Annotated in this window: 24 protein-coding genes and 1 other RNA gene; 11 read left to right on the top strand and 14 right to left on the bottom strand. The window is 68.2% G+C overall.

Features of this window, described 5'->3' with window-relative positions; translation table 11 throughout:
• Positions 1 to 48: 48 nt before the first annotated feature.
• The gene (locus DFI_RS15415) at positions 49 to 1,938 is read right to left on the bottom strand and encodes a glycoside hydrolase family 2 protein (protein ID WP_027463704.1); all 1,890 of its coding nucleotides are present in this window, start codon (positions 1,936 to 1,938) and stop codon (positions 49 to 51) included.
• Positions 1,939 to 2,452: 514 nt separating this feature from the next.
• Here DFI_RS15415 and DFI_RS15410 point away from each other — a divergent pair.
• Both DFI_RS15410 and DFI_RS15405 read left to right on the top strand, forming a co-directional pair.
• Positions 2,453 to 3,001 carry a hypothetical protein gene (locus DFI_RS15410; RefSeq protein WP_027463705.1) on the top strand — a complete coding sequence of 183 codons (549 nt, stop codon included), beginning with the start codon at positions 2,453 to 2,455 and terminating at the stop codon, positions 2,999 to 3,001.
• A gap of 235 nt (positions 3,002 to 3,236) precedes the next feature.
• On the top strand, positions 3,237 to 4,712 hold the full coding sequence (locus tag DFI_RS15405; RefSeq protein WP_027463706.1) for a hypothetical protein: 1,476 nt from the start codon (positions 3,237 to 3,239) through the stop codon (positions 4,710 to 4,712).
• A gap of 87 nt (positions 4,713 to 4,799) precedes the next feature.
• On the opposite strand, the gene DFI_RS15400 is transcribed toward DFI_RS15405, so the two are convergent.
• The gene (locus DFI_RS15400) at positions 4,800 to 5,621 is read right to left on the bottom strand and encodes an alpha/beta fold hydrolase (RefSeq protein WP_162145433.1); all 822 of its coding nucleotides are present in this window, start codon (positions 5,619 to 5,621) and stop codon (positions 4,800 to 4,802) included.
• Positions 5,622 to 6,144: 523 nt separating this feature from the next.
• Entirely contained in the window at positions 6,145 to 6,969 is an 825-nt protein-coding gene (locus DFI_RS15395) for an SDR family NAD(P)-dependent oxidoreductase (RefSeq protein WP_051308079.1), read from the bottom strand.
• Positions 6,970 to 7,123: 154 nt separating this feature from the next.
• On the opposite strand from DFI_RS15395, the gene DFI_RS15390 reads away from it, so the two are divergent.
• The 6 genes from DFI_RS15390 to DFI_RS20310 all read left to right on the top strand — a co-directional run bounded on the left by DFI_RS15390 (position 7,124) and on the right by DFI_RS20310 (position 11,341).
• Positions 7,124 to 7,780 (top strand): TetR/AcrR family transcriptional regulator, encoded by a 657-nt coding sequence (locus DFI_RS15390; RefSeq protein ID WP_027463709.1) that lies wholly within the window; start codon positions 7,124 to 7,126, stop codon positions 7,778 to 7,780.
• A 316-nt stretch (positions 7,781 to 8,096) separates the two neighbouring features.
• Positions 8,097 to 9,020 (top strand): ABC transporter substrate-binding protein, encoded by a 924-nt coding sequence (locus DFI_RS15385; RefSeq protein WP_027463710.1) that lies wholly within the window; start codon positions 8,097 to 8,099, stop codon positions 9,018 to 9,020.
• Positions 9,017 to 9,994, top strand: coding sequence for an SIP domain-containing protein (locus DFI_RS15380; protein WP_043778961.1), 978 nt, complete (start codon positions 9,017 to 9,019; stop codon positions 9,992 to 9,994). Before DFI_RS15385 ends, DFI_RS15380 begins: the two co-directional genes overlap by 4 nt.
• Positions 9,995 to 10,095: 101 nt before the next feature.
• Positions 10,096 to 10,451, top strand: a transfer-messenger RNA (tmRNA) gene (gene ssrA / locus DFI_RS15375).
• A 260-nt stretch (positions 10,452 to 10,711) separates the two neighbouring features.
• The gene (locus tag DFI_RS15370) at positions 10,712 to 11,170 is read left to right on the top strand and encodes a hypothetical protein (RefSeq protein ID WP_027463711.1); all 459 of its coding nucleotides are present in this window, start codon (positions 10,712 to 10,714) and stop codon (positions 11,168 to 11,170) included.
• A gap of 15 nt (positions 11,171 to 11,185) precedes the next feature.
• Positions 11,186 to 11,341 carry a hypothetical protein gene (locus DFI_RS20310; RefSeq protein ID WP_155864576.1) on the top strand — a complete coding sequence of 52 codons (156 nt, stop codon included), beginning with the start codon at positions 11,186 to 11,188 and terminating at the stop codon, positions 11,339 to 11,341.
• A gap of 126 nt (positions 11,342 to 11,467) precedes the next feature.
• Here the strand turns inward: DFI_RS20310 and DFI_RS15365 are convergent, their stop codons facing one another.
• The 8 genes from DFI_RS15365 to DFI_RS15330 form a co-directional block, all read right to left on the bottom strand.
• The gene (locus DFI_RS15365; RefSeq protein WP_027463712.1) at positions 11,468 to 12,169 is read right to left on the bottom strand and encodes a hypothetical protein; all 702 of its coding nucleotides are present in this window, start codon (positions 12,167 to 12,169) and stop codon (positions 11,468 to 11,470) included.
• Between the two features lie 16 nt (positions 12,170 to 12,185).
• Positions 12,186 to 13,775 (bottom strand): pyrroloquinoline quinone-dependent dehydrogenase, encoded by a 1,590-nt coding sequence (locus DFI_RS15360; RefSeq protein WP_081425926.1) that lies wholly within the window; start codon positions 13,773 to 13,775, stop codon positions 12,186 to 12,188.
• A gap of 120 nt (positions 13,776 to 13,895) precedes the next feature.
• The gene (locus tag DFI_RS15355; protein WP_022802618.1) at positions 13,896 to 14,282 is read right to left on the bottom strand and encodes a c-type cytochrome; all 387 of its coding nucleotides are present in this window, start codon (positions 14,280 to 14,282) and stop codon (positions 13,896 to 13,898) included.
• Positions 14,279 to 14,905: a TetR/AcrR family transcriptional regulator gene (locus DFI_RS15350; RefSeq protein WP_027463713.1), complete on the bottom strand. Its 627-nt coding sequence runs from the start codon at positions 14,903 to 14,905 to the stop codon at positions 14,279 to 14,281. The genes DFI_RS15355 and DFI_RS15350 overlap by 4 nt, the downstream gene beginning before the upstream one ends.
• Positions 14,906 to 15,152: 247 nt before the next feature.
• Positions 15,153 to 15,824, bottom strand: coding sequence for a helix-turn-helix transcriptional regulator (locus DFI_RS15345; protein WP_027463714.1), 672 nt, complete (start codon positions 15,822 to 15,824; stop codon positions 15,153 to 15,155).
• Positions 15,794 to 16,237 (bottom strand): CHRD domain-containing protein, encoded by a 444-nt coding sequence (locus DFI_RS15340; protein ID WP_043778963.1) that lies wholly within the window; start codon positions 16,235 to 16,237, stop codon positions 15,794 to 15,796. Before DFI_RS15340 ends, DFI_RS15345 begins: the two co-directional genes overlap by 31 nt.
• Positions 16,238 to 16,248: 11 nt before the next feature.
• Entirely contained in the window at positions 16,249 to 16,956 is a 708-nt protein-coding gene (locus DFI_RS15335) for a cupredoxin domain-containing protein (RefSeq protein ID WP_051308083.1), read from the bottom strand.
• Positions 16,957 to 17,349: 393 nt separating this feature from the next.
• A complete protein-coding gene (locus tag DFI_RS15330) occupies positions 17,350 to 18,549 on the bottom strand; it encodes a sensor histidine kinase (RefSeq protein WP_051308085.1) in 1,200 nt (399 codons plus the stop codon).
• 334 nt (positions 18,550 to 18,883) lie between these two features.
• On the opposite strand from DFI_RS15330, the gene DFI_RS15325 reads away from it, so the two are divergent.
• Entirely contained in the window at positions 18,884 to 19,633 is a 750-nt protein-coding gene (locus DFI_RS15325; protein ID WP_022802625.1) for a spermidine synthase, read from the top strand.
• Positions 19,634 to 19,645: 12 nt separating this feature from the next.
• Here DFI_RS15325 and DFI_RS15320 read toward each other — a convergent pair whose 3' ends face one another.
• The 3 genes from DFI_RS15320 to DFI_RS15310 form a co-directional block, all read right to left on the bottom strand.
• Positions 19,646 to 20,554: a DUF6544 family protein gene (locus DFI_RS15320; RefSeq protein ID WP_211235363.1), complete on the bottom strand. Its 909-nt coding sequence runs from the start codon at positions 20,552 to 20,554 to the stop codon at positions 19,646 to 19,648.
• Positions 20,555 to 20,838: 284 nt separating this feature from the next.
• Positions 20,839 to 22,020: a sensor histidine kinase gene (locus DFI_RS15315; protein ID WP_051308086.1), complete on the bottom strand. Its 1,182-nt coding sequence runs from the start codon at positions 22,018 to 22,020 to the stop codon at positions 20,839 to 20,841.
• A gap of 105 nt (positions 22,021 to 22,125) precedes the next feature.
• Positions 22,126 to 23,205, bottom strand: a complete 1,080-nt coding sequence (locus DFI_RS15310) for a GGDEF domain-containing protein (protein WP_051308088.1) — start codon at positions 23,203 to 23,205, stop codon at positions 22,126 to 22,128.
• Between the two features lie 291 nt (positions 23,206 to 23,496).
• On the opposite strand from DFI_RS15310, the gene DFI_RS15305 reads away from it, so the two are divergent.
• Together DFI_RS15305 and DFI_RS15300 are read left to right on the top strand one after the other, a co-directional pair.
• Entirely contained in the window at positions 23,497 to 24,435 is a 939-nt protein-coding gene (locus tag DFI_RS15305; RefSeq protein ID WP_027463719.1) for an ROK family transcriptional regulator, read from the top strand.
• Positions 24,425 to 25,879 carry a lyase family protein gene (locus DFI_RS15300; protein ID WP_051308090.1) on the top strand — a complete coding sequence of 485 codons (1,455 nt, stop codon included), beginning with the start codon at positions 24,425 to 24,427 and terminating at the stop codon, positions 25,877 to 25,879. The genes DFI_RS15305 and DFI_RS15300 overlap by 11 nt, the downstream gene beginning before the upstream one ends.
• Positions 25,880 to 25,921: the final 42 nt, after the last annotated feature.

The following is a 25,921-nucleotide window of genomic DNA, read 5'->3' as shown; positions in this document are numbered from 1 at the left end:
GCGAGTCGCTTGCCTTGCAGCGCGGCTCAATCCCGGATATGGCCGCGTTCAGTCGTCGCCGGGCACCACTTCGCCGTGCCGTTCATGCCACAGGTCCCCATAGCCTGCCGGATTGAGGTTGGGGTCGAGCCCTGTATCGCGCTGGGGCCGCAGTCCCTGATTGCTCCGCGCGAGCGTCCGCAGGTCGGCTTTCGGCGTCCGGTCCGGATTGAGCAGCCCATTGCGTTCCTGGAAGGTGTCGGTCAGCTGGGTGAAGCAGAAGCCCGACAGCCCCTTACAGGCGTGCACGGCCGCCATCAGGTACAGGTGCGCGTCGATGAAGGACTCCTCGCTGTCGACCGTGCTGTACCCCCAGGCCGATCCCGCCGGAATTCCTTCCGGGAAATACGCGATCCCCCCGAACTCCGAGAGCATCACGGGATGCTCGGCCGGCTTGAAGCCGGGCAGCAGCACCGCCCGGTCCGCCGGGTCCAGCCCTTCGAGGGTGGTGGCGGTCTGCGCGAGCGTGCCGTACCGGCTTTGCAGGACCTGCGGATCAGCGGCGTAGTCGTGCACCGTGACGATGTCAGTCGCCACATGCTCCCAGCCGTCGTTCCCGATCACCGGGCGGGAGGGGTCGAGCGTTCGCGTGAGGTAGTACAGGCCCTGCACGTAATCCCGGTGCGCGGGGTTGGTCGGCAGGTTGGGCACGCCCCAGGATTCGTTGAGCGGCACCCACGCCACGATGCACGGATGGGAGATGTCACGCTCGATCACCTCCTCCCATTCGCGGCTGAGCCTGCGCACCGCCTCGGGCGTGAAGCGGTACGCGCTGGGCATCTCCTCCCAGACCATCAGGCCGAACACGTCGCACCAGTACAGGTAACGCGGGGACTCGATCTTCTGGTGCTTGCGGGCGCCGTCGAAACCCAATTCGCGGGTGAGCTCCACGTCGCGGCGCAGTTCTTCGTCCGTGGCGGTCATCAGGGAGTCCGGCCAGTACCCCTGGTCGAGCACCATCTTGAGGTACCACGGCCGGCCGTTGAGCATGAATCTCCCGCCGCGCACCCCGACGCTGCGCAGCGCCGTGTAGCTGCGCACCTCGTCGATGACGGCGCCGCTCTCCGAGAGCAGCTGCACGGTCGCGCTGATCAACACCGGATGGTTCGGGCTCCACAGCAGGTCGTTGCGGAAGTCGTCGATGCCCGGGTCGGGCAGCGGCACGACCCGGGCGATGTCCGGGCGCTGCAGTTCGTACCGGTCGCGGGCCAGCACCTGCTCGCCTTTTTTCAGCACGACGCGCAGCTCCATACCCTCCTGCCAGCGGCCCGCAACGTCGGCTTCCAGGGCGACTCTCCAGCCTTCCATGTCACCGGCGAGTTTCAGCCGCCGCAGGTAGCTGACCGGGACGTGCTCCAGCCAGACCGTCTGCCAGATGCCGGTGGTGCGCGGGTACCAGATCGAATGCGGTTCACGCTGCCAGTCCTGCTTGCCGCGCGGTTTGGACAGGTCCTGCGGATCGTCCTCCGCGCGCACGACCAGTCGGACCGGCCGCTGTTCGGCCTGTGCCCGGGAGGCCTGACGGGTGATATCGGCCGTGAATGGTGTGTGGCCGCCCTCGTGCGTGGCCACGAGAGCACCGTCCGCCCAGACGGAGGCGCGCCAGTCCACCGCGCCGAAGTGCACGATCAGACGGCCGTCTGCCCCGTGTGGCGTGACGTGTTCGTCGGCCTGCAGGTGCAGGTCCAGCCGGTACCACACGACCGGGTGGAACCCGGTGTCATGAATGCCGCTGCGAACGCTTTCCGGAGCGTACGGAACCTGAATCACGCGGTCGAACTGGACGTCTTCGGGATGCTGCCAGACGCCGTCGTCGTCAAAGGCGAAGTTCCACTGGCCGTCGAGGCTGCGCCACTTGGCGCGTTCCAGCAGAGGTTCGGGGTGGGTCGACAGGTGCATGGGCGCAGTCTGGCCTCTGACCTCTGGCATCATTGTCACCTGCACCAGACTGGCCGAGGGGCACGTGCGGGGTGCCTACTGGTACGGAGTTTCCTGGTTTCCTGGCACAGGCCGGGTCTGTGGAAAGGTCTCAAAATGCCGGGCAGGAAGTCTGCCCTGTTTCACAATCGCCGGAGTCGCCAGGTTATTCCGTTGATGCAGTTTGATAGCCGCTGGAGCCTGATCACGAACGGGAGCCCTCGAACATGGGTGGCCAAAGCTCCGGCCGGCGCGTGTCGGCGAACATTCGGAGCCAAAGGAAGAATGTGCGCTTCAGGCCACTGACATCGCGGGCGGGTAGGGGAGACGCAGGCATGAACCGGGCGTGGATCGCCGCTCCGGATAAATGTCACTCGTCAGCAAAAACGCTTTACGTTAAAACATTGTCAGACGAAGAGGGCCGCTCCCAGGCCTCCATCGCCTGCCGGACCGTCTGAAAGACGCCGCCCCTGCTCGACTCACGGAGAGTGAACAAATGAACCGCAGTGTCCTCGACCGCCTGATTTCCTACGTTGGTCTCGCCCTCGCCGCTGTCCTTCTGATCGGCGGAGTGCTCCTCACGACCGCCAGCAGCTTCATCAATGCCGAAGTGCACAACCAACTCGCGTCCCAGAAGATCACCATGCCCGCCGGTCCCGCCCTGGAGTCCCTCAAACCGGAAGACAAGGCCGCCCTGGAAGCCTACGCCGGTCAGGAGATGACCACCGGCAAACAGGCCAAAGCCTTCGCCGACCACTACATTGGCGCCCACATGAACGGCATGTCCGGCGGCCGCACCTACGAGGAAGTGTCCGGCGAGTACATCCAGATGACCGACAAGAGCACCCCCAAAGCCCAGAAGCTCGGCGAACTGCGGCAGACGCTGTTCATGGGCAACACCCTGCGTGGCATGCTGCTGAATGCCTATGCGTTCGGCACGATGGCCAGCATCGCCGGCACCGCCAGCATCGTCGCGTACGTCGGCGCCGTGATCCTGGTGCTGCTCTCCCTGCTCGGTTTCCGCCACGCCCGCCAGACCGCCTGAACCCAGAAAGAGCAACAGTGTGCGGCCGGCAAGACTTGCTGGCCGCACACTGTTGCTTTGCCCCAGAGCCCACAGGCCGGGTTGGTCCGGTGCGACGAACAGGATGCCCTGGCCACCGGTTCCCTCGGGACCTCCAGCCAGGGCCGCTGCACTTCAGGAGACCGGCCTGACACCCTCCTCCGGATTTCGCCTGACCGTTGTCCGGCAAACGTGCGCCTGTGAAATGCTGGTCGGAATGAGCGCCGCCGAAGGGCCACCCCTGAGCCTGCCGCAGCAGATCGGCTGCCTGGAGCAGCACTTCGGGGTGAGGTTGGCTCCGCTGTTGTCTGCGACAGGAGGCCGGTTTCACGCGGCGCGCCTGCACGGGGACACCCTGGTCCTGGATGCCGCGCTGAGCCGGTGGGCTCTGCGGCCTGACGTCAGTCCCTTCGCGTTCGAGCCGGCCACGCCCGAGGGGCGGCGCGGCACTGTCCTGGTGGTGGAGGGCGACTCTCGACATCATCCCTTTCCTCCATTCACGGACCTGGATTGGTGGATGCTGGAGGACTGGCCGGACGGTGACTGGTCCGCACTGCCCGCTGCGCCCCAGGGCACGCCTCCCAGCTTGCCGGCGCTGCGGCCACGGCGGCATGTTTTCCAGCTGCAACCGCCTGAGGCTCCGGCGCCTGCACCCCCGGCGTCGGCAACCGAGTGGGCAGCCTTCCTGGTGGCATCCGGGGTGCTGGCCCTGTTGACCGCTTTAGGTATGCGCGCCGTGCTCTGGAGTCTGCCGGGCGGCTGGTTGCTGCTGTGGGCCCTGCCTGGCCTGTTTGTTCTGGCCGTCGGTCTCACCGGCCTGGCCAGGCAGCTTGCGTCCCTGCGCCGACGGCCCTCAGGGCTGGCCCCGGCGCTTGATCAGCTGGCGGTGACCTGTGATGCACAGTTCACGGTCGGTGACCCGTTCGGTGTGACGGTTCAGGCGGCGCGGCTGGGCGATCATCCCCTGCCGCCCATGGTCATGGCGCGGGTGGTGCAGTACACACTCCCCGGACATGAAGGCACCGCCCTGGCTGGCGCGAACGCTGCTCCGGTGTCCGCTGGCCTGCACGTGACGTATGGCGTGACGGTGCATGCCGAGCGTCGCCTTGCCGATCGGGTGGACTGGGACGATGCGGCCCTCTGGGCCCTGGAGCTGGTCGACGGCAGCGAGCCGTATGTCCGTATTCTTCTGCCTTCCCCTCACCCACCATGCCCGCTACCGCTCGTGTACCGCCCGGACCGCGCCACTCAGATCTCCATGCTGCTGGCGGGCTGCGGCGACGAGCTGATCCTGAAGGCTTACAACGGCCCATCCGCCAGCAGCGGACTTGCCCGGCACGGTGAGGCCGTGTACCACGATGACTTCACCAAAGCCGAGTGCCGTGCCGTCTTCACGGTCAGCATTCAAGAGGTGGCGACAGCCGCCTGGGAACGAGGGTGGCTCGCGACCGTCCTTCAGGTCGGACCTGTTGCCAGGGAGGGGACGCGGCATCTCGTGTTTGATGAGGACGTGTACCGCGTGGTGGACACGGAGCGCTTCTGGCAGCCGGTGGTCTACGCGTCCCCCGAGGCGCGGGAGGCGCTGGAAGGCTTTCTGGTGCGTCAGCCCTGGGCACCGTGGCTGGCCGGCACCGAGGGGCTGCTTGACGCACGCACCGCCCCAGGTTTGGTTGACCACCCCCAAGCCCACTGAGTCGTCAGGGGGCCGTGGGTGTGTTCCGCGACACGGGAGCTGTTGACCGGTCTCCAGTTCATTGGCTGTCATACAGCCCCCTGCCCTTTAAACCAGAGGGGGAGGTCCAGAGCGCTCGTTCCAGAAGCGCAGGAGGAAGTCGTTCACGACCGCGGGTTGCTCCATGGTCACAAGGTGACCAGCCCTGGGAATCACCCGCAGCTCGGCATCCGGAAGCCCTGCCTGCAGCCGTCGGGCCTGTCCGTGCGTCACAGGATGCCGCCCGCCGATCAGGATGAGGGTGGGGCAGGTGATCCTGGGCAGGTCAGCCAGCAGCTCGAAGCTCATCATCGCGTCCCAGATGACCCGGTAAGCTTCCGGACGATCCTCGAACGTCAGGATCTGACGAAGCAGCGTCCGCTGCAGCGTCTGGTCGTTCGGGGCGAGCGCGCGGGTCATCAGGGTGGCCTGCCGCCGGATGCCGGTCAGGGCGATGACCGGCCAGGCAAGCTGCGCGGTGACGGCCTGCATGACGGTGGACTGCACGCTGGCCGTGGTGTCGACCAGGACAAGGGAGCGGACGCGGTCGGGGTGCTGCAGGGCCAGGTGCAGGGCCGCCATGCCCCCGAGGGCATGACCGCACACGTGGGCCCGGCGGATGCCGAGGGCGTCCAGCAGACCAGCGAGGTCCTCGGCCACCAGGGGAATGCTGAAGGGCCAGATGCCGGCGCTGGACTCGCCGTGTCCGCGGAGGTCCACGGCGATCACCCGGTGGTGTGCGCTCAGGGCGGTCCACTGCGCTTCCCAGGCCTGTTTGGAGAGGTAGGCGGCGTGCACCAGGAGGACCGGCGTGCCCGGGCCACCCGAGTCGACGTAGGCCAACTGGATGTCGCCCACCGTATGTAGCTGTGTGGCTGGCAAAGCGGTCACCTGAAGTCTTCTCCATGACCGGCCGCAGAATTGGCGGGCAGGTTGATTGGTCTGACCTGAAAGCTGTGCTGCACTCGTCTGGAGGTACTGGCACGGGTCCTGGCACGACCGGCAGGGGAGAGGCAGGGAGTGGCGGCATCGGGTGCGGGCATGGGACGTCCTTGAGCAGTGCCGGAGACGTGGACAGCGGGCGACGGCTCACACGGATAAGGTATCGGGCCGTACGACGTTCCCACAGGCAGGGTGCACCCAGGATACATGGACGCCTGCTCCAGACCGTTCATTCGTCCCGATTGCAGGAAGGGGCCAGAACCCTGGTGCGTAGGGGATGGCTGTCGGGATCCCTTGGGGCGCCGGAACCCACTATGGGCGAAGGGGGTGACACGACCGTTTCGTGTCATCCCTCATGTGCCTTACATGCCGCTCCTCCAGGATCCCCAGCCACTTGAGTCCTTCACCCCAGCGGAACCATGAGGCCGTTGAGGCTCCTCCAGGGCAGAGGCTGAACTGCGGCCCGTGCGGGTCAGTGTGCCCGGGCCTGGACTTGTTTCACGAGGCGCGGAACGACGCTGCGAGGCAGAAGACGTGGAAGGAGGGTCTGGATTGTGTTCATGGGGCCCACCACGCGCACCGCCTGCCCGGCGAACATCGCCTGGAGCCCTTCGCGGGCGACAGTGTCGGCATCCATCATGGGGGCGAGGAGGGGGTTTTTGCCGGCGATCAGGCGGCTGTCCTGCATCTTGGCCCGGTCCTGAAAGCCGGTCTGCACCGGGCCCGGGCACAGGGCGGTGACATGTACGCCGGTGCCGCGGAGTTCCTCGTTCAGGGCCTCGGAGAAGCTCAGGACGTAGGCCTTGCTGGCGTAGTACACCGCCATCAGCGGCCCGGGGAGGAACGCGGCGGTGCTGGCCACGTTGAGCACCCGGCCGCGGCGGCGCTCGACCATGCCGGGCAGAAATCGGTGCGTGAGGTCGGTGAGGGCGGTGATGTTGACCTGGATCAGGTTGAGCTCGTGCTCGCGGGGGAGGGTGTGGAATTCGCCGTAGGAGGCGAACCCGGCATTGTTGATCAGGAAGTCGACGGTGAGCCCCTGGGTCAGGACCTGCGCTTCGATGCGTTCGGCCGCGTCCGGTGCGGTGAGGTCCTGCGCGATGACGGTGGCCTGAATGCCGTGGGCGGCATGGAGTTCGTGGGCGAGTGTCTCGAGTTTGGGCCGGGTGCGGGCCACGAGGATGACGTCGATGTGGTGCGCGGCGATTTGCCGGGCGAGGCTTTCACCGATGCCGCCGCTGGCTCCGGTGATCAGGGCGGTGCGTCGCGGATGGGGGGTGGATGGGGGAATGGTCATCTGGGTCTCCTGGTTCTTGGACAGTGTTGGCAAGGATGGTCATTTCACTGACCGGCGGTCAGTTAACTTTAGCTACCGGCGGTCATTAAGTCAACATCAGTGCGGAAACCTGCGCTCATTGCGTGCTCGATGGTTTGCCCCATAGAATTGACCTATGGTTGCTCAAGTGCGCGCCCGTTCCGATCAAGCCAAAGCCGCCCGCCGCGCACAGATCCTCGCCGAAGCCCACGCGCTCCTCGCCACCACCCGCTACCCCGACCTCACCCTGACCCAGATCGCCGACCGTGTCGGCCTGACCAAGGCGGCACTGTTCTCATACTTTCCCAGCAAAGAAGCACTCTTCCTGGACCTGTACGAGACTCTGCTGGGCGAGTGGCTCACCACCCTGGGAAAGCACCTGCGGCTGGGCGGCACCCACACGCCTGCCACGCTGGCGACCCTTGTGACCGTCATGCTTCAGGACACGCCCGCGCTGCCGCGCCTGATTCCCCTGCTCGCCGGTCTGCTGGAACACAACATCAGTGCCACCCGCGCCACCACCCACAAACGCTGGCTCGCCGGGCAGCTGCACGACCTCACTCCCCTGGTCGAGCAGGCGCTGCCCGGCCTGCCAGCCGGCGGCGGCATCCGCCTGCTCACCTATACGCAGGCGCTGATCGCTGGTCTCCAGCCCATGAGCGAGCCGGCCCCGGCCGTGCGTGAAGCCCTGGCCAGCAGTGAGCTGAGCGCCCTGCACCTCGAACTGCGCGGTGCTCTTCAGGACAGCCTGACTGCGCTCTACCGGGGGCTGAGCAGCGAACAGCCTGCATAGGGTCATCGCCCGGGTTGCCTGACCGTTGGCCCAGGAAAAACTCGCACTACCAAACCTGAAGGCGGCCAAGTGGCCCGGGCAGTCCTCTGTTCCAGGGGAACGCGGACGCTTCCTCGCTCGGCATTCCCGCTTCCCTTGACTAATCCGAGTGGTTTAGTAGGATTAGTCAAGAAGGGCACTGCCCACACATTCCCCACCGCCTGATGGGGCGGTCCGACTGACCCCTGGCCGGGCCGGTGCGGCCAAGGTCAGTCTGGCCTTCAGCCTGCCGGCCCGCCCCAGTGCCACCTCCCCGACCACACCTGGAGACCCAGAGATGAAACGAGTCCTGACCCTGACCGCCCTCCTGCTCGGCACCGCCTCCGCCGCCTGCGGCGGAACCCTCGTCCAGCACGCCATGGGAGAAACCTGCGCGCCCAGGACGCCCAAGCGCATCGTCGCGCTCGAATGGACCTACGCCGAGAACCTGCTCGCCCTCGGCATTCAACCGGTGGGCGTGGCAGACATCAAGGGCTACCAGGAATGGGTGAACGTCACACCCAGGTTCGCCTCGGGCGTCAAGGACGTCGGCACGCGCCAGCAGCCCAGCCTCGAACAGCTCCGCGCCCTTAAACCCGACCTGATCATCACCGCCAAATCCCGGGCCGCGCAGAACTACGCCGCCCTGAGCGCCATCGCCCCCACCGTCGTCTTCGACCCCTACGCCGGGGACAGCCAGTACGCGGAGATGCGCCAGACCTTCCTCACCATGGGCCGCCTGACCGGACGGAAAAACACCGCGCAGCAGGTCCTCAACACCCTCGACATCCGCCTGTCCCGCCTGAAACAGCAGTTCAAGACCGCCGGCCGCACCCGGGAGAAGTTCATCTTCGCGCAGGCCTTCACCGCCCGCGGCGGCACCCCCACCATGCGCCTGTTCACGAAAAACAGCATGCTCAGCCAGCTGATGGAACAGGTGGGCCTCGTCAACGCCTGGACGGCCCCAGCCGGCCAGTACGGCTTCACCGAAGTCAGCCTCGAGCCGCTCGTCACGCTGAACACCACCAGCTTCCTGTACGTCGCGCAGAAGGAGGACAACGTGTTCATCGCACCCAGCGTCCGGCCCCTGTGGGACCGTCTGCCCTTCGTGAAGTCCGGCCGCACCTACGCCCTGAACGAGAAGACCTGGACCTTCGGCGGGCCGCTCAGCGCCCTGACCCTCGCCAACGAGGTCAGCCGCGCCATGCTCGGACAGAAGTGACCGCCCGCCTCAGGACGCCCCTGGCGGGGGAGCACATCCGCCACCTCATCGAGCACGTGAATCAGGACCACACCCAGGACCTGCTCTACTGCCTGCAGGCCTTCACGCCGTCCGACCAGCCCACCGGGGCCACCCTCACCGCCCTCTACGCGGACGGCGCTGACGTGACCGCGCACGCACCGGGCCGCGCGACCACCCACTTCCTGGCCTTTCCCGACGCGGCCAGCCCCCAGGTCGCGCTCCGGGCCCTGGCCAGCGAAGCCCGGAAGAAACTCGGGGTGGACGCCCCCAAACGCCAGGCCACCTGGACCGTCCACGCCAACGAGCCCTGGGCCGGCGCGTACCGGCGCCTCACCTTGGACCTGGGGACGGACCGCTGGGAGACATGGCAGCCCGGCGACTGCGCGCGCTTCATGTTCACCGCCGACGAGGGACGGCCCTACACCCTGCGCCGCCTCACCGGTCAGCGGGCCGTGATCGACGTGTTCACCCACGATGCCACCGCCGGGTCCGTCTGGGCCAGCCGCCTCCAGCCTGGCGACGAAGTCCAGGTGGAGGGTGAGTGGCACGAGCAGTTCCCGGATTTCACGGCGGGCGAGGTGGTGCTGTTCGGCGACGAAACCAGCCTTCCCACCCTGGCGGGGCTGCTGGATCGCGGCGGCTTCACGTCGAGCGTCACAGTGCTGGTGGAACTCACCGACCTGCAACTCGCCACTTACCTGGATGACGTGCCCGCCCGGGAGCAGGTCCAGGTCACCTGGGTGCGCCGTGAGGGTCCGCCCGGCGAGGCCAGCGCCCGGGCGCTCCATCAGCTCGGGGTGACGCCGGCTGCCGTGTGGGGCGTGTCGTCCGTCAGCGGTGCGCGGCTCCTCAAGCGCGAGCTGAAGGCGGAGTACCCGGAGGCCGAGGTCCGCGTGAAGGCCTACTGGCGTGACCCGGAACGTCACGCCGACACGGACGCTTCCAAGGTCTGAAGGCGACTGACAAGCGTAACGACATGCCCTGCCCGTGCGTTCCATGACCTCCTGGCGCTCATTTCTTCTCACCTGGGACGTGGTACACTGCGCTTCCTCTTGGGGACGCCCCGGTTTCGACGGGGATCGCTGAGCGGAACGCCGCGAGTCGAGGATGGTCGTGGGCCTCGTAAATCATCGACCAAGCCTTTAACTGGCAACAACAACAGCACCACCTTCGCCCTCGCTGCTTAAGTGAGGCAGTGACCAGGAAGCCCGGCCATTGGCGTCCTGCGAACTTACAAAAGATGGCTAGCCTGGGCCGACGCCTCTGAGCACAGGTGAAATTTAAGAGGCTGGGCTGGACGGAAGCGTGTTTCTGCGCGTCCCAGAGCCGAGATCCAAATCAGAAACTACACTCGTAGAAGCTACCGTAACGGGTTCTCGGACGAGGGTTCGACTCCCTCCGTCTCCACCAAGAAGCGCCAGGATTTCGATCCTGGCGTTTTTCACTGCCAGTCCGGGTCCAGCGGGGGAGGGGGGAGGCAGACCTGCAGCTACCATGAGGCGTGAACCGTCACATCGTCGGTGGCAACGCACCTCGAAGACCGCCTGGGCACCTGAGTGGGGCGAAGGCGTTGCGCTGTCAAATGCAGCAACGACTCCAGCGTTCTGGCCCACTGGAGCGCGGCTCTGAGCGGGTGTGACGGGCTGAGCCCTGAGGCCCTCCTCCGAGACGTGAAGTTGCTGGAAATCTCCTTCCGGGTTCAGCCCGAGCTCCCCGGGTGGATTCAGCAGGCCGCGCCTTACCGGGAGTGCCCGGCCGGAACCCCGCTGGAGCCTGGCGAGGAAATGGAGTTCGAATTCGAGAATGACGCTGGGGTACTCATGTGGTGGACGGGCCGCCTGACCGGTGCCCGCACTTTCAATCCAGCCATGTACGGTCCCCATCGCCTCCGTCTGGGCGCCTGGGGTTCTGCTGGGGCACGGCGCGCCGCAGAAGACTTCCTGAACGCCGCGTGGTTGCAGGGCAACGCAGAAAGTCCCGATCTGCTGCGTGATCTGGCGCGGCTCACCCCGGGGGACGAGGTGAACCTCCGCGAGGAAGGTCACGCGGTGCGGGAGCGGGAGACTGTCCTGGTGTGGACGGGTCTCAGCGCGTTTCATGGCGGGCCACCTCAGGCCGGGATCCCCTAGGGTGACTGGACGGAAGTGCTGCGCCTGAACCTGAGGTTCCTGGCCGCCCGGGCTGCCATGGAAAGCCACCTGGGCACGGTGCTGGCCGAGGAGGACCTGCCGGGACAGGATGACCTCCCGTCGTACCGCTGGGACATCGGATTTCGGGGAGTTGAACGCTGGCTGGGGTGAGTCCGGCCCGGCGCCCGGGTCAACGGCGGCTTTCCGGGGCGGCCGGTCAGGTAAAGGGGCTGCCCCGGCAAATCAGGCGCGGCCCCACCCGTGGTTATTCCGGGTGGGGCCGCGCCGCGCCACGCGTTACTTGTGGTCTTTCAGGTTTCCCTGGATGGTGTACGGTTTGCCCTGACTGTCCCGGAAGGTCAGGGTGAACGCGCCCGTGCTGGGCATGTTGGGCACGGTGAAGGTGTAGAACACCACGCCCAGGTTGCGCGTTTCGGCGTCGCCGCTGGGCAGCGTGAACGAGTCGCGGTACGGGCCGTCCACGACGGGTTTGGCGGCGTAGGTGCGGTTGCCGATCTTCAGGCTGGCGGTCTTGTAGAAGTCCAGGTAGCTGTTGGCCCGGTCACGGTCGTCCGCGATGTGATCCTTGCGGTAGGCGAGCTGCCACTGCTCCTCCTCGTCCTCGACGGGGTAGGGGCTGTGGGAGTACACCCGGAACTGCAGGGTGCCGTTGGCCTTCTTCGCGAACGCCGTGGCCTGCGCGGCGGTGAGCGGGTGGTTTTCCAGGTGCGCCAGGTAGGCTTCGTATCTCACCTGTTCGTACGGCGTGCTCAGGACGATGCCGTCCACTTCGGGGGAGTTGGCGGCCAGGAACACGTCCTGGTTGTAGGCCTTGAGCAGGTAGCTGCCCAGCACGTACCCGCTCTCGCGGATGTTCATGGCTTCGGCTTCCGTTTTGGCGGCGGTGACCTGCGTGCTGTTCAGCGCGGGGATGACCCCGGTGGCCTGGCCGGTGAGGAGCAGGGCCAGCAGGCAGTGCAGTGTGGTGCGTCGGCTCATTCGTTCACTCCGCTGCTCACGGCAGGCTGTAGATGGCGACGCGGCCCGTGACGTTCTTGGGTCCGCCGACCGCGCCCTTGGAGGAGTTCCCGGCCACGACGGCGAAGTACTGTTTTCCGCCCTGGTTGTAGGTGGCGACGCCACCGCCGATCAGGGCCTTGTCGACGTTGTCCTTCCAGAGGACCTTGCCGGTCCGGGAGTCCAGGGCGTACAGGGTGCCGTCCATGGCGCCGAACATCGTGAGGTTCCCGGCGGTGGTGGTCACGCCGCCCACGATGCGGGTGCCTTTCAGGCTGAAGGTCCACTTCGGCTGTCCGGTGGCGGCGTCGAAGGACCGGACCTGCCCGGTGGCCTTGTCGGCCGGGTCGAGCTGCATGGATCCGCCGAAGAACAGCTGGCCTTTGATCAGGCGCACCTCGCCGAGCTTCACCACGCCGCACCAGTCCACGGCCGGGACGACGAGCTGGGAGTTCACGCCGTCGAAGGACGCCCCGGACCACTGGGAGCCGGCGCTGTAGTTCGGGCAGATCGCCAGGCCCTGGCGGGTGGTGGGTTTCTCCTGGTTGGTGACCTTGATCATGGCCTGTTTGAACACCTGGGCCTTGTCGGCCTCGTTGTACCCGAAGAGCCAGCCGGCCTTGGTGGGCACCGCCATGCGCTTTTCGCCGTTCACTTCGTACAGCGTGGGCGCGGCGGCCGTGTCGTAGTCCTTGTCGTCCGCCGGAATCTGCTGGTAGTGGTTGACGTACTTGCCGGTGTCGGCGTTCAGTTCAAGCACGGAGTTCGTGAAGAGGTTGTCGCCGGGGCGGTACTGCGCGGCGAAGTCGGGCGCGGGGTTGCCCACGGAGATGTAGACGTGGCCGGTGTCCGTGTCGACGGTGTAGCTCGTCCAGGTGCTGCCGCCGCCGGTGACGGTCGAGTCGGCTTTCTTCCAGGTTTCCGCGCCGAATTCCTGACCGGTGGGGATGAGGTTGAAGTCCCAGACTTTCTTGCCGGTTTTCGCGTCGAAGGCGTGCATCTTCGCCTTGATGCCCCAGTCCGCCCCGGCGTCCCCGATGAGGACCTTGCCGTTGTAGTAGACGGGCGCGGCACTGTGGAAGTACCCGACGGTGGAGTCCGCGACTTTGGTGTCCCACAGCTGACGGCCGGTGCCGGCATCGAGGGCGATCAGGTGGGCGTTGGGGGTGCCGCGGTACAGCACGCCGTCCGCGATGGCCAGGCCGCGGTTGGTGGTGAGCACGCTGGAGTCCGGGGTGACGTACTTGTGAATCCAGAGGGCCTTGCAGGTTTTGGCGTCGATGGCGAAGGTGCGGTACATCTGCGTGACGAAGATGACGCCCTTGTACACTTGCGGGGTGGCCTGGAAGCCGCCGTCGTCCTTGGTGTCGAAGGTGCACACGCGTTTGAGTCCGGCGACGTTCCCGGCGTTGACGAGGTCCAGGGCGGAGTGGCGCTGGGCTTTGTAGCCTTTGTTGTACATCAGCCAGGAGTCGGTGGACGCGTCGGCGTTGTTGAGTTCCTCCTGGGTGGGGCCGACCACGGCCAGAGCCGACCCGAGCAGCAGTGCAGTTCCCAGTCCCAGTCGTCGCAGGTGTGCTTTTTTCATACGTGTTCCTCCTGTTGGAGCGTGCGTTCTAGGGGACAGGTTGAGGGCCGCGGCCGCACAGGGGCGGCAGCGTGGTGGGGGCGTGAACGCCGGTGGTCAGGGCCGGTGCGGGCCCAGGGCTTACTTCTTGAAGTGGTAGCCCTTGAGCGCCTTGAGGGTCAGGGCCTTGGTGCCGGGCTTGAAGCTGTTCTGCTGAAGGATGTAGGCCAGCACGTTCAGGGCTTCTTTCTCGGTGAGGCTGCCGGGTTTGGTCTGCGGCATGGTGGTGTGCATGATGAAGTAGAAGTCGTCCAGGGTGGGCGCCGACCACTTCTTCATGAAGTCGGGGCCGGCCAGTTTGGGCGCGCCGCCGTTGTTCAGCTTGGTGCCGTGGCAGGCCGCGCACTGGGCTTTGTAGACTTTCGCGCCGGCGTCCGCCTGCGCCTTGGTGAACACGGGCGTGGTGGCCAGAGCGGCCAGGGCCACGGAGCTGCCGAGCAGCGCGAGCGCGGGAAGGGTGCGTTTCATAGGTCCTCCTGACGGATGAGCGGATAGACGAGCTCGGCAATTTCGCGTGAGGTGGCTTCGACGGACAGCTGACGGGTGTACAGCCGGGCCATGAACAGGCGCCGGGTCAGCGCGGTATAGGCCTGCGCCAGGGTTTCCGCCGGGAGACGCTGCGTGATCAATGCCCGCTGCTGGGCGGTTTCGAAAACCCCGGTGTAGATCTCGATGAAGGGCTCGTAGCGGTCGGGCAGCAGGCGGCTTTCGTACAGCACCATCCGGGTCAGTTCGTGGTCGTGCATCAGCAGCTGGAACAGCCGGTGCACGCCCGAGTAGATGCGGTCCTTGAGAGGCAGGCTGCTGGGACCGTCGAGCACCTGCCGGGCGGCGACGTACCAGGCTTCCCGGGTTTGAGAGACGATTTCGGCGTAGGCGGCTTCCTTGCTGGGCCAGGTGCGGTAGAAGGACGGCTGGGTGAGTCCGGCGGCCGCGACGATGTTGCTGACCTTGGCGCCGCGGAGGCCGTGACTGGCGAACTCACGGATGGCGGCGGCCTCGAGTTTCTCGCGGTTGGCCTGATGCCGGCGGGTTTGGGGGTGAAGTTTGATGGGAACGTCCCTGGGCCAGGTGGGGTGGGCTGTGGTCATGATTCACTCCCTTCCTGGCTTTGGGAATGACGGTTGATGGGAGGACGCAGCCCAGGCGGCTGGATGTGAGTTGTGATTGCCGTGTGTGAATGCTAGTGGGGGGTAGATGTACTCTCAAGTACGTCCTGAGTACCTTTGTCCTGGACACGCGGTGACTGATCTGCAGGTCAGGCGCTGGGAGGAGATCGGTGAACACGAGCAGGGCGCTTCCCGGACCACGCCGGAGAAGCGCCCTGCTGGCCGGTGTTCAGCGGCCGATGGTGAGGAGGCAGGCGGGGTGACCGTCCCGCTGGCAGGCGGGCCGCTCGGCCGGCAGGCCCGTGGCGAGGGTGATGACGCGGGGCACCATGTCGCAGATGGCTTCGAACTGCTGACCGGCGCGGAGGTAGGGGCAGTTGTACGCGCGGAGTTCCCAGCCGGCAGGCGTGACCGTCAGGTCGCTGAGGTTGCCGCCCAGCTTGAGGTGGGTGGCGGTCGCGTGCAGGCGGGCGACTGGGTCCAGCGTCCGGACGTGCGGTTCGATCTGGCCGGCCAGCCGCTGGACGAGGCTGGTGAGCAGGGGTTCGAGCACCGCCTGGGCGTCGGCTTCGGCGAGCAACAGGGCGAGCAGTTCGGCGTAGTGCTTCGGGAAGAGGTGCTCGGCTTTCTCGGTCAGGGCGTACAGGACGGCCGGCCGGCCAGCGCTTTCTGGCGGCACCAGTGAATCCCGGCAGGCGTACCCTTCACGTTCCAGGGCCTGCAGGTGATGCCGCACGGCGTTCTCACTGAGGCTGAGCGTGCGCATCAGGTCCCGGATGCTGGTCGGGCCGTGCCGTTTGAGGTGCTCGATCAGGCGTTGCCGGGGTTCGGCGTCCATGGGCTGCCCCTGTCTCGGGTTGCGGCGGCCGGTCAGGTCCGGCTGGTGCGGATGGGTGCGCACAGCGGAATCACCTGGAGATCGTCACCGTAATGCACGTTGATGTACGCGCCCAGGTTCCCGGCGGTCTTGGCCGGGTCGCTGGTCACGGACACGGTCGCGCGGCCCGCGGCGTCGGCCGTGAAGGACGGGAAGCCCACCGACACGGGGCCGTTCGAGGCGCAGGGATCGGTGGCCGAGTCCGGCCCGAACGCGTGGTAGTGCGCGGCATACGTCTTGCCCGGTGTGAGGCCCGTGAGGTTCAGGGTGGTGGTCAGCATGCCGTCCATGCCGGTGGTGACCACGGCCATGCCCATGGCCTGCGGGTCGGCCGTGACCGGGTTGTGCTTGAAGGTGAGGGTGGTGGGCGGACCCATCATGGTGCAGGCGCTGAGGGCGGCGGCCAGGGGCAGGCTGAGCAGCAGGGGGGTTTTCATGACATCTCCTTTCAATCGGTGACGATGACGGTGCCGGTCATGCCCGCGTGGTACGAGCAGTAGTACGTGAAGGTCCCGGCCTGCGTGAAGGTGTGGCGGTAGGTGTCCCCGCGGCGCAGATCGCTGGAGCGCAGCGTGGGCAGCTCGGCCGAGATCACGTTGTGCAGGGCCGTGTCCTCCTGCTGCCAGACGACGGTGGTGCCTACCTTGACGCGCAGCGTGGCCGGCTCGAAACGGTTGGCGCTCAGGCGCACCACGGCCGCAGCGGCGGGTGGCGTGGTGGCCGGCTTGCGCACGGCCGCACACAGCAGCGGCGTGGCCGGGGCGCTGTCCGCGTGAACGTCGATGGACGCGCCCTTCGTTCCGGTCAGCCGGCTGGCGGGCGCGGTGACCTGCAGCGTGAGGCGGCCCGCAGCGCCGGCCCGGCCGCGGGGGAAGGTGAGGGTGACCTCGCCGCGCGCCTGGCAGGGATCGGCGGCCGGGTCCGCGCCCTGGGCGTGATAGTGCGCGGTGTACGCCTGGCCGGGGGTGAGGCCGTCCAGCGCCAGGACCGTGACGGTCAGGCCGGCCGGCGTGGTGTGCACCTGCGCCTGGCCGGAGGCGTGAGTGCCGGGGGTGATGGCCCGGAAGGGCAGCAGGATGGCCGGGGTCGGCGCCGCAGCGGCAGTGAGGACGCCCGCCAGGAGTGCAGCTGGTCCCCACGTCCATCGGCGGTGCATGGTGATCCTCCTTGCGGCCTCAGGGGTCGCGGGCAGGGTCCGGCAGTTGGCGTGGGCCCGGCCGGGTTCACGTCATGGGGCGCCGGGCGTTCCCTGCCGGTCTGGGGACGGGCGCCGACACGGTGGGTGCAGTCGCGTGGTCCAGGGCAGCCTCCTGAAGACCGGCCCCGGGGCGTGAAGGGTGGGGCCGCTCGCGGTCTCGAGGGCTTCACGGTACGCCCGGGTTCCTGGCGTTTCAATGGTGTCAATGGTGGAAATTCAGTTGCTCAAAGTGTACCCGCCTGGACGGCACGCCGGGTGGAGAACGGCGCGTGCCGGTCCGCAAGCCGGCGGGTCACCGCACCGTCCAGGGACCCCTCACTCTGCAGTGAGGGGCCCTGTTCCCCGGCTCGATCAGTCCGTTTTCGGGCAGGCGAACCAGAACGTGGCGCCCTGGTCGACCTTGCCGTCCCCCCAGGCGCGGCTGCCCATCAGGTCGCACAGCTGCCGGACAGTGGCGAGGTCGATGCCGGCCCCTTCGTACGCGCCGGTCGGGTGCAGCCGCCCGAACAGCTCGAAGGCCTTGTCCTTGAGGCGGTTGTTGAACCCGATCCCGTTGTCCTGCACGCCGATCAGGTACTCACCCTCGTGTTCCTCCACCAGCAGGCGGATCCGAGCGGCCTCCCGCGTGCGCGTGAATTTCAGGGCATTGGACAGGTAGGCGGTCAGGATCATGCGCAGGGCCCGGCTGTCGCCGTACACCGTGGGCAGTGGCCCGGTGCTCCATTCGACGGTCCGGCCGGCGAGGGCGTCCTTGAGGTCACTCCGGACGTCCTGCAGCACCTGGTTGAGGTCGACGTGGCGGGGGCGCAGCCTCAGCTGCCGGGCCTGCACGTACCCGTCCAGGGAGGCCAGCAGGCCCAGGGTGCGGTTCAGAGCGTCCTGCGCGAGCGTCAGGTCGCTGGACGGCCCCGCGTCGCGGACATGGCGTTTCAGGAGGTTCTGCAGTCGGGCGAGGTGCAGGTTCAGCTGCGCCTGGGTGCTGCGGATCACGTCCTGCACCTCGTGTTCCAGCCGGTACTGGCGGGCCATGAGGTGCTGCAGCTGGGCCTGAAGCATGTCCGTCTGATCGAGCAGTTGCGTGTGGATGGCCCGCAGGTCCGTGATGTCCGTCAGACTCAGGTGGCACCAGGCGGGGCTGCCTTCGTCCCCGGGGTCGTGCACCGCGTCGCCACGCACGGTCCGTATGGCGCCGTCCGGGGTGACCATCACCAGTTCGGCGTTCTGGAGTTCGCCCTGGGTAAAGACGCCCCTCAGCAGCGCAGCCAGCGTGGACTGCGAGCCGGTCGCGACGAACTTCTCCAGCCGGCGGCCGGTGAGGCGCTCGGGGCTCAGGCCGAGCAGCTGACCGGCGCGCAGGTTGGCGTCCGCGATCCGTCCGGCCGCGGTGACCAGCAGCATGGGGGTGGGAGCGTGGGTGAACAGGCGCCGCGCCTGCCGGCTGATCGCCTCGGCCGTTTCGGACTGCCCCTGGAGGACCTCGAGGTCCTGCGTGGTCGGCTGGGTGTCCGGCGCCTCTACAGGCGTGTGGCTGACGTCGTCAGGTCGGTTCATGGCTTCCCCGAAATGAAGTGTCGTAGCTGAGGGGGAGCCCGTTGGCGACTTCAGGACCAGGGTCATGCTGAATTTCAGCGTTGAGACCACCGTAGCATGGTCCACGAAGCCCAATTGTGCTGATCTCCGGATGAGCCCAGGATCAAGATGGCTTGATTCGGCGCTCGCGGGTCGCCCGGCGTGGCGGCCAGTGTGACCGGGCCGGGCCAGTCAGGGGACCTTACAGGTAGAGTCTTCGGGTGTTCGGTCGACCCCTGCCTGCCTCCCCACTCCAGAACCCCACCTGTGTCCACCCGGCCGGTTCTCCGCTGCTCTGCCCGGCCCAGGACCGGCAATGAATCCTTGGCTGCTGCTCGACAGCGCCCCCATTCCCGGCACCGATCAGGAACTGCGGCTGTTCCGCCGCAAGGACATGGTGGAGTTCTCCATTCAGATTTCCGGCTACGTCAGTGAGCTGATGAACAGCCGCATGCACGCGTCCGAGGACGCCCTGGCCGACCTGGGCTGCGCCGCGGTGGCCAAGCGCGCCGCGCCCCGCGTGCTCGTCGGCGGCCTGGGCATGGGCTTTACCCTCGCCGCGGCCCTCAAGGCCCTCGGCCCGGACGGCGTGGTCACCGTCGCGGAACTCGTTCCGTCGGTCGTGGAATGGAACCGTGGGCCGCTCGGCGAATGCGCCGGGTACCCCCTGCGCGACCCGCGCGCGCGGGTGCACGTGGGTGACGTGGCCGATCTGCTGAGGCGCGGCAACGGCACGTTCGACGCGGTGCTGCTGGACGTGGACAACGGGCCCGAGGGCATGACGCACCACGGCAACAACTGGCTGTACTCGCCCGCCGGTCTGGCCGCCGCGCAGCGCACCCTGCGGCCCGGTGGGGTGCTGGCCGTCTGGTCCGCCACGCCGGACACGCGCTTTACCAGGCGACTCCGGGACGCCGGATTCCGGGTCGACGTCCATACCGTGCGCGCCCGGCCGGGCAAGGGCGCTCACCACACCATCTGGCTGGCGCACCGCACGCTGAACTCGGCCCCGCTCGCGCCACGCCCGCCGCGCAAGGACCGGACGCGACGCGGCGGGCGCCCCTGACAGGCCCTGGGGCTAAGGGCCGCGCCCCCGGACGGCTTCCCCCACGTCGGCGTTGTACGTGACCTGTTCGGCGGTGAAGACCGCCCAGGGCCGGGCCTGGTTCAGCCAGTGGGCCGCGGCTTTTCCGGGGAGGGTCACGCCCCCGAAATCCGCCCAGCTCAGCGTCAGGTTCAGCCAAAGGGTTTTCGCCTCGTCCGCCGCGTTCTGGTAGCGCATCACTTCCATCATCGCCGGCCGGCCGGTCACCGGGTCGAAGCGCACCACGTACGTTTCCTCCGCCTGCCCGAACGGCACCCGCAGCAGGGCGGTGGTGTCGTCCACCGCCTCCCAGCGCACGCGCGGATCGGTCAGGTACACCGCGGTCATCCACAGCGTCTCCGACCAGAGGCCCAGATTGGCGGCCTGCGCGCCCTTCGGGTCCCCGGTACTGGACGGCAGGGGACGCGGCATCTCCTGGCGGCTCACGCCGTCCAGGTACGCCTCGTTGACGCGCAGGAGGGGCAGGCCGAACCAGGTGGCCTCGATGTAATGCCGGTAGTTCCGCCCGGCCTCGTGAATGAACCGGAACCGGGCAGGGAAGGTCGGGCCGCCCGGGACGGGCCTCAGCGTGGCCCGGCCGGTGATGACCGCGGACGTGATCACCGGGAGGCGTTCACCGTACGTCTGCCGGTAGTAGCGGTCCACCGGTCCGGGAAGCCCGGCCGGCAGCGGCACCGTCCGGGTGACGCCCGGGCCCGGGAAGGCCGGTGGGAAGGGCCGGGGCTGGACCTGCAGGCCCAGCCAGCCCAGGAAGCCCAGCCCGGCCAGCGCGCCCGCTCCCCAGAGGAGGGGACGGCCCCGGAGTCGCCGGGCTGGGTGCGGTGATCGGAACCCCGGTGCGGCGAACCCCTTGATCTGCCTGCTGTACGGTTGGTTTTGCATGGCGATCCCCCCGGGGACGCGCCCTGCGGAGGCCTCACGACATGGCCCCGGCCCAGGGCCAGCCCCTGCGGCTGAATGCTGCCTCCACACCATTACGGAGGAATTACCGTGCTGAACGTGGTCAGCAGGTCATCTCGGTGTCCGTCCAGCGGCTGCGTTTCTAAGCCTTCTTGAGCAGGATGGGGGCCAGGCGTTGAATCGCCCGAATAGGCCTCCAGGTCTGCCTCATGAGTCGTCAGGGATACATGGATTCAGGCCGCTATGCAGCGACGCGGGGCCCGTTCCTACTTCCGGATCCGGGGTTCCCGGGGCCAGGCAAGCCAGAAGGTGGCGCCCTGATCCACCCGGCCTTCACCCCACACGCGCGCCCCGTACGCCGCGGCGACCCGCTGCACGGTGGCGAGGCCCAGCGCGGAGCCCTCGTAGTCGCTGGCGGCGTGCAGGCGCTGGAACAGCCGGAACAGCCGCGCGCGGTGCCGCATGGAAAACCCCACGCCGTTGTCCTCCACGCCGATCAGGTATTCGGTGTCCGTCTCACGCAGCAGGACGTGCAGGCGCGCCGGGTTGCGGGAGCGCGTGAACTTCAGCGCGTTGGACAGGTACTCCTCGAGAATCAGGGTCAGCGCCTGCCGGTCCCCGAGCACTACCGGCAGGGCGTCCTGGGTGACCTGCACGTTCCGGTCGGCGAGCAGGGGCTTCAGGGTCGCGCGGATCTCCTCGATCAGCCCACCCAGCGCGACGGGCCGCAGTCTGGGCCGGAGGCGCCGGGCCTGCATGTAGCGTTCCACCGACTGGATGATGGCCAGCTGCTGCTGGCTGGCCTGCTCGATGGGCAGCAGCTGAGCCTGCACGTCGTCGGCCGCCGGGCCCAGGGCCTGGCGCAGCTGGCCGGTGGCAGCCATCACCCGGCTGGCCGGCAGGTACAGTTCCTGCAGGACGGCGCCGACCACCTGCTCGAGTTCCTCGTTCAGCGCCCTGGACCGGGCGCCGCTGCTCTGCAGCTGCCCCGCGTATGTTTCCTGGCTGTCCAGCAGCGTCTGGTGCGCCTGTTTGAAGGGGGTAAGGTCCGTGACGACGACCTGCACCTGCACCGGCTCACCGTGCGGGCGCACGGCCGCCAGGTCCAGCCGCACCTCCAGGTCCAGGTCCGGACCGGCGCGCACCGGCATCCGGGCTTCCAGGCTCTGCCGTCCTATGTCCAGCACTGCCCGGTCCAGGGCGCTGCGGAAGGCGGCCCTGGACCGGGCGGCGAGCAGCGCCGAGAAGGCCCGGCGCTGCGGAGGTTCCACGGGCAGACCCAGCAGGCCGTGGGCGAGTGAGTTCATCGCGGTGATCCGGCCGTCCAGCGTGAGCAGCAGCGCGGCGACCGGCGCGTCCAGGAACAGGGGAGGCGCCTGCTCCGGCAATGCGGCGCTCTCCGGCGTGGTGTCCGGGACGGGCTCTGGGGTGGTGTCGTGGTGGTCCATGGCAGTCGTGTCGTTCCGCGGAAGGGCGGGGTGAGGTCACGCTACCGCCCGCCGGGGGAGCCGTGGCGGAGTCCTGATGGTTGGTGAAGGTCCCGGTCGCCCGGCCTACCCGTGCACGCGGTTACGGCCGGCCTGCTTGGCGCGGTAGAGATGACGGTCGGCCACCTGCACCGCCCGGTGACGGTCGCCGACCACCGGGGCGAGGCCGCCGGAGCAGGTGATGCGCTCCCCGTGCAGACCGACCCGCGCGGCGAGGTCGTGTTCCACGGCGCGCCTCACCCGGTCGGCCACCTCCTGGGCGTCGTCGAGGGTGCCCTCGTGCAGCAGCACGGCGAATTCCTCCCCGCCCAGGCGGTACAAGCAGTCCGAGGCCCGGGTGCTTTCACGGATCAGGTCGGCCAGGGCCACCAGCACCCGGTCGCCCACGGCGTGCCCGTAGCTGTCGTTGATCCGTTTGAAGTGGTCGAGGTCCAGCATGAGCACGAAGGCCGGCTGCGCCGGATCGAGGGTGCTGAGGTCCAGGTCGAACTGCCGCCGGTTGAGGGCCCCGGTGAGGCTGTCCACAGTGGCAAGTTGGGTGAGGTGGAACGTGTGCGCCAGGTTCTGCAGGCGGTTGTGCTTGATCTCGAAGGCGACGAACAGCCCCACGGCGGACAGGATGACCGACAGCAGGTACGCCGGCAGCGCCTCGGTCCAGGTGGTGCCGAAGGCGGGGAACAGGGTCACGTTCGCCGCGGCGAACAGCGCGAAGGGCCGCCACCAGCGCCAGGTGACGGGCTCGTCCATGAAAGGGGCGTGCAGCCGCCACCAGCCGGTCCCGGTGGCGCCGACCAGGGCGACCACCGTCATCTGCAGGATGCCCAGCCAGGCGCCGACGCCGCTGCCCAGGCCGAGGCGGAAGCCGGCGATGGGGAGGGCCACCAGCAGGGCCGGTCCGGCGCCGTAACGGCGGGCGACGATCGCCACGACCACGGACCGGAAGTCGAAGCGCAGGTCCCCGGGGAAGACGATGCCCTTGAAGGTGAGGTAGATGCCGAGCGTGACGGTCAGGACGTACCGCAGGGCCAGGGCGCCCGGGGTGTCCTGGCGGTGCCCGGCGGGGTAGGTGAAGACAATGGCGGTGACGCCTGCGACCAGGAACGCGAGGTTCTGGATCAGGCCATCCAGCGTCGGCCAGTCGATCACCTTCACAGCATAGGAGGCGGGCCGGTCCTCATCGTGCTCAGGCAGGAAAAGCGGGGCTTTATGAATCGAGCGGCGGGGTGAGGAACAGCGTGGTGCACGGCGGCGGCCGAATTCGTCCTGGACGGCTCCACTGTTGATGAATGCCTGATGAACGTTGCAGGAAGGGTCAGGGCTGTGTATGCTGCCTTCGTTCGTAAAGTTTCTTAACTAGAGGTGGACGTTTTGGGTCAACCAAGGGCGTTACGTCGGCAGAATCGCCGCCAGATCACCGAACTCATCCTCCGCGAGCCCATGACCCGCCCCCAGCTGGCGGACCGCACCGGCCTGTCCAAGGTCACCGTCAACGCCGTCGTACAGGAACTCCAGGATCTGCAGCTCGTCACCCTGACCGGCGGCACCCCCCAGGCCCTGGGCCGCACCCCCCAGCTGGTCACCCTCCATCCCGCCCTCGGTCAGGCGGCCGGACTCGACCTGCAGCCCGGCCGGGTGCGCTACCACCTCGCCACCCTCGGTGGCCAGACCGTCACCCAGGGCGAGGCGGCCGTCACCGGCGATCTCAACGCCGCCCTCGCCGGCCTGCTGGGCCGCCTCTCGGCGCAGGGCCCGCTGTGCAGCGCCGTGTTCGGTGTGCCGGCTCCGGTGGACCACCAGGGCCGCATCGCCGAACCCAATGCCCTGCCTGAACTGCACAGTGACGGGCTGCGCGACGACCTCAGCGCGGCCGGCACCGCCGTGCTCTTCGAGAACGACGCCAACCTCGCGGCCCTGGCCGTCTCCAGCCGCTGCCCCGAGTACCGCTTTCTGGCCGTGCTGCTCGAACGCCAGACCGGCACCGGCCTGGGGCTTCTGCTGGACGGCGACCTGTACCGCGGCGCCGGCGGCCGGGCCGGCGAGGTCGGCCGCAGTCCCTGGCCGGTGCCGGCCGGGCATGACGCGGTCGAGCAGCTGCCCGCCGCACAGCGCAGCGCCGCGACCGCGTTCGCCCTGGCGACCCTGGCGTACAGCCTCGACCTGCAGCACATCGTGATCGGCGGCGCCGCCGCCGGGCCGACCCTGCTGCACCTCACCACGCCGCTCCTGCCGGCCGGCGTGCAGGCCGTGGTGGACCCCACCTGCGGCGACCTGGTGCGGGACGGGGCCGTCATCCGCGCCGTCGAGGCCGGCCGCGCCGCGATTCTCGCCCGGCTGGACGCCGTGGACCGCCGGGAACGGGAGAGCCATGTGGCATGACACGTACCTCAAAGCCGTGCTTCAACCGGATTACACCTACGCCAGCGAGCACCTCCTGCCGCACCTGTTCGACGCACTGACCGCCCACGCCCTGATGCTCGACTCGGTCGGCGTGGAGCACGCCCGGGACGCCGCGCAGCTGCTCCGGGCCTTCCGGCAGGAGCCGTTCCCGCCGTACGACCCCCGGATCGAGGACGTGTTCTTCACCCTCGACCAGAACCTCGCCGCGCAGGATTCCGCCGCGGCCGGCGCGCTGCGCACGGCGCTGTCCCGCAACGACCTGGACATGACCATCTACCGCCTCTCGGCCCGCTCGCGCCTGATGCGCGCCACGCAGCGGGTCCTGACGCTGCGGCGCACGCTGCTGGACTTCGCCGGTCGGGAGATCGACACCGTGATCGTCGCCTACACCCACCACCAGCCGGCGCAGCCCACCACGCTCGCCCATTACCTCACGGCCGTGGAGAACAACCTCGCGCGTGACACCGACCGGCTGTTCGGCGCGCTGAGCCGCGTGAACCTCAGCCCCATGGGCGCCGTCGCCCTGGGCGGCACGAGCTTTCCCATCGACCGGCACGCCACCTCGCAGCTGCTCGCCTTCGACCGGCCCATCGAGAACACCTACGACGCCGTGAGTGCCAGTGACTGGCAGGTCGAGGTCGCCAGCGTGATCACGGTCATCTCCACCACGCTCTCCCGCGTCCTGTACGACCTGCTGCTGTGGGCCTCGCGGGGCCTGCTGATCCTCGAAGACGGGCTGGTGCAGGGCAGCAGCGTGATGCCGCAGAAACGCAACCCGGTGGCCCTCGAGCACGCCCGCACGAAGTTCAGCAAGGCGATCGGCATCACGCAGAGCGTGATCCTGTCCAGCCACAACGTGCCCTTCGGGGACATCAACGATCCCGGCCCGGACATCCAGCCGCCGCTGAGCAGCATGTGGCACGAGTTCCGCGAGGGCGTGGAACTGCTCACCGCCTCGCTCACCAACCCGGTCGTCGACCGCGTCCGGTGGCTGCAGGAAGCGCAGCAGGGCGAGTCTCCCGTCACCGAACTCGCCGACGCCATCACCCGGAAGTCCGGGTGCGGCTTCCGGACCGCGCACGGGCAGGTCAAGCACGTCCTCGAGCACCTGCGGGGGCAGGTCCGGTCGGTGGACTCCCTCACGCTCGAGGACCTGCAGGTCTGCGGCGTGGACCTCAGTCAGGCCGAACTGACCAGCGCACTGAGCCCCCAGGAGTTCATCGCGCGCCGCACCACCCTGGGCGGCCCCGCCCCCAGCGCCATGCGTGAGGAACTCGCCGGCGCCGAGGCGCGCCTGCAGGCCGACGCACACCAGCACGAGGCGTTCGCCCGGCACTTCCTGCAGTCCAGGGCCCACCTCGAGGGCCTCACCCCCGACGCGTCCACGGCCCGGACTCCGGCCGCGGACGACGCCCGGCCATGACCGCCGCCCGCTCACTTCCCGCCCCTGGTGTAAAGGAGTCCA

The sequence above is a fragment of the Deinococcus ficus genome, assembly GCF_003444775.1.
Taxonomy (GTDB): Bacteria; Deinococcota; Deinococci; order Deinococcales; family Deinococcaceae; genus Deinococcus; species Deinococcus ficus.
The sequence above is the reverse complement of the archived record's forward strand: the minus strand, read 5'-3'. Positions and strand labels throughout refer to the sequence as shown.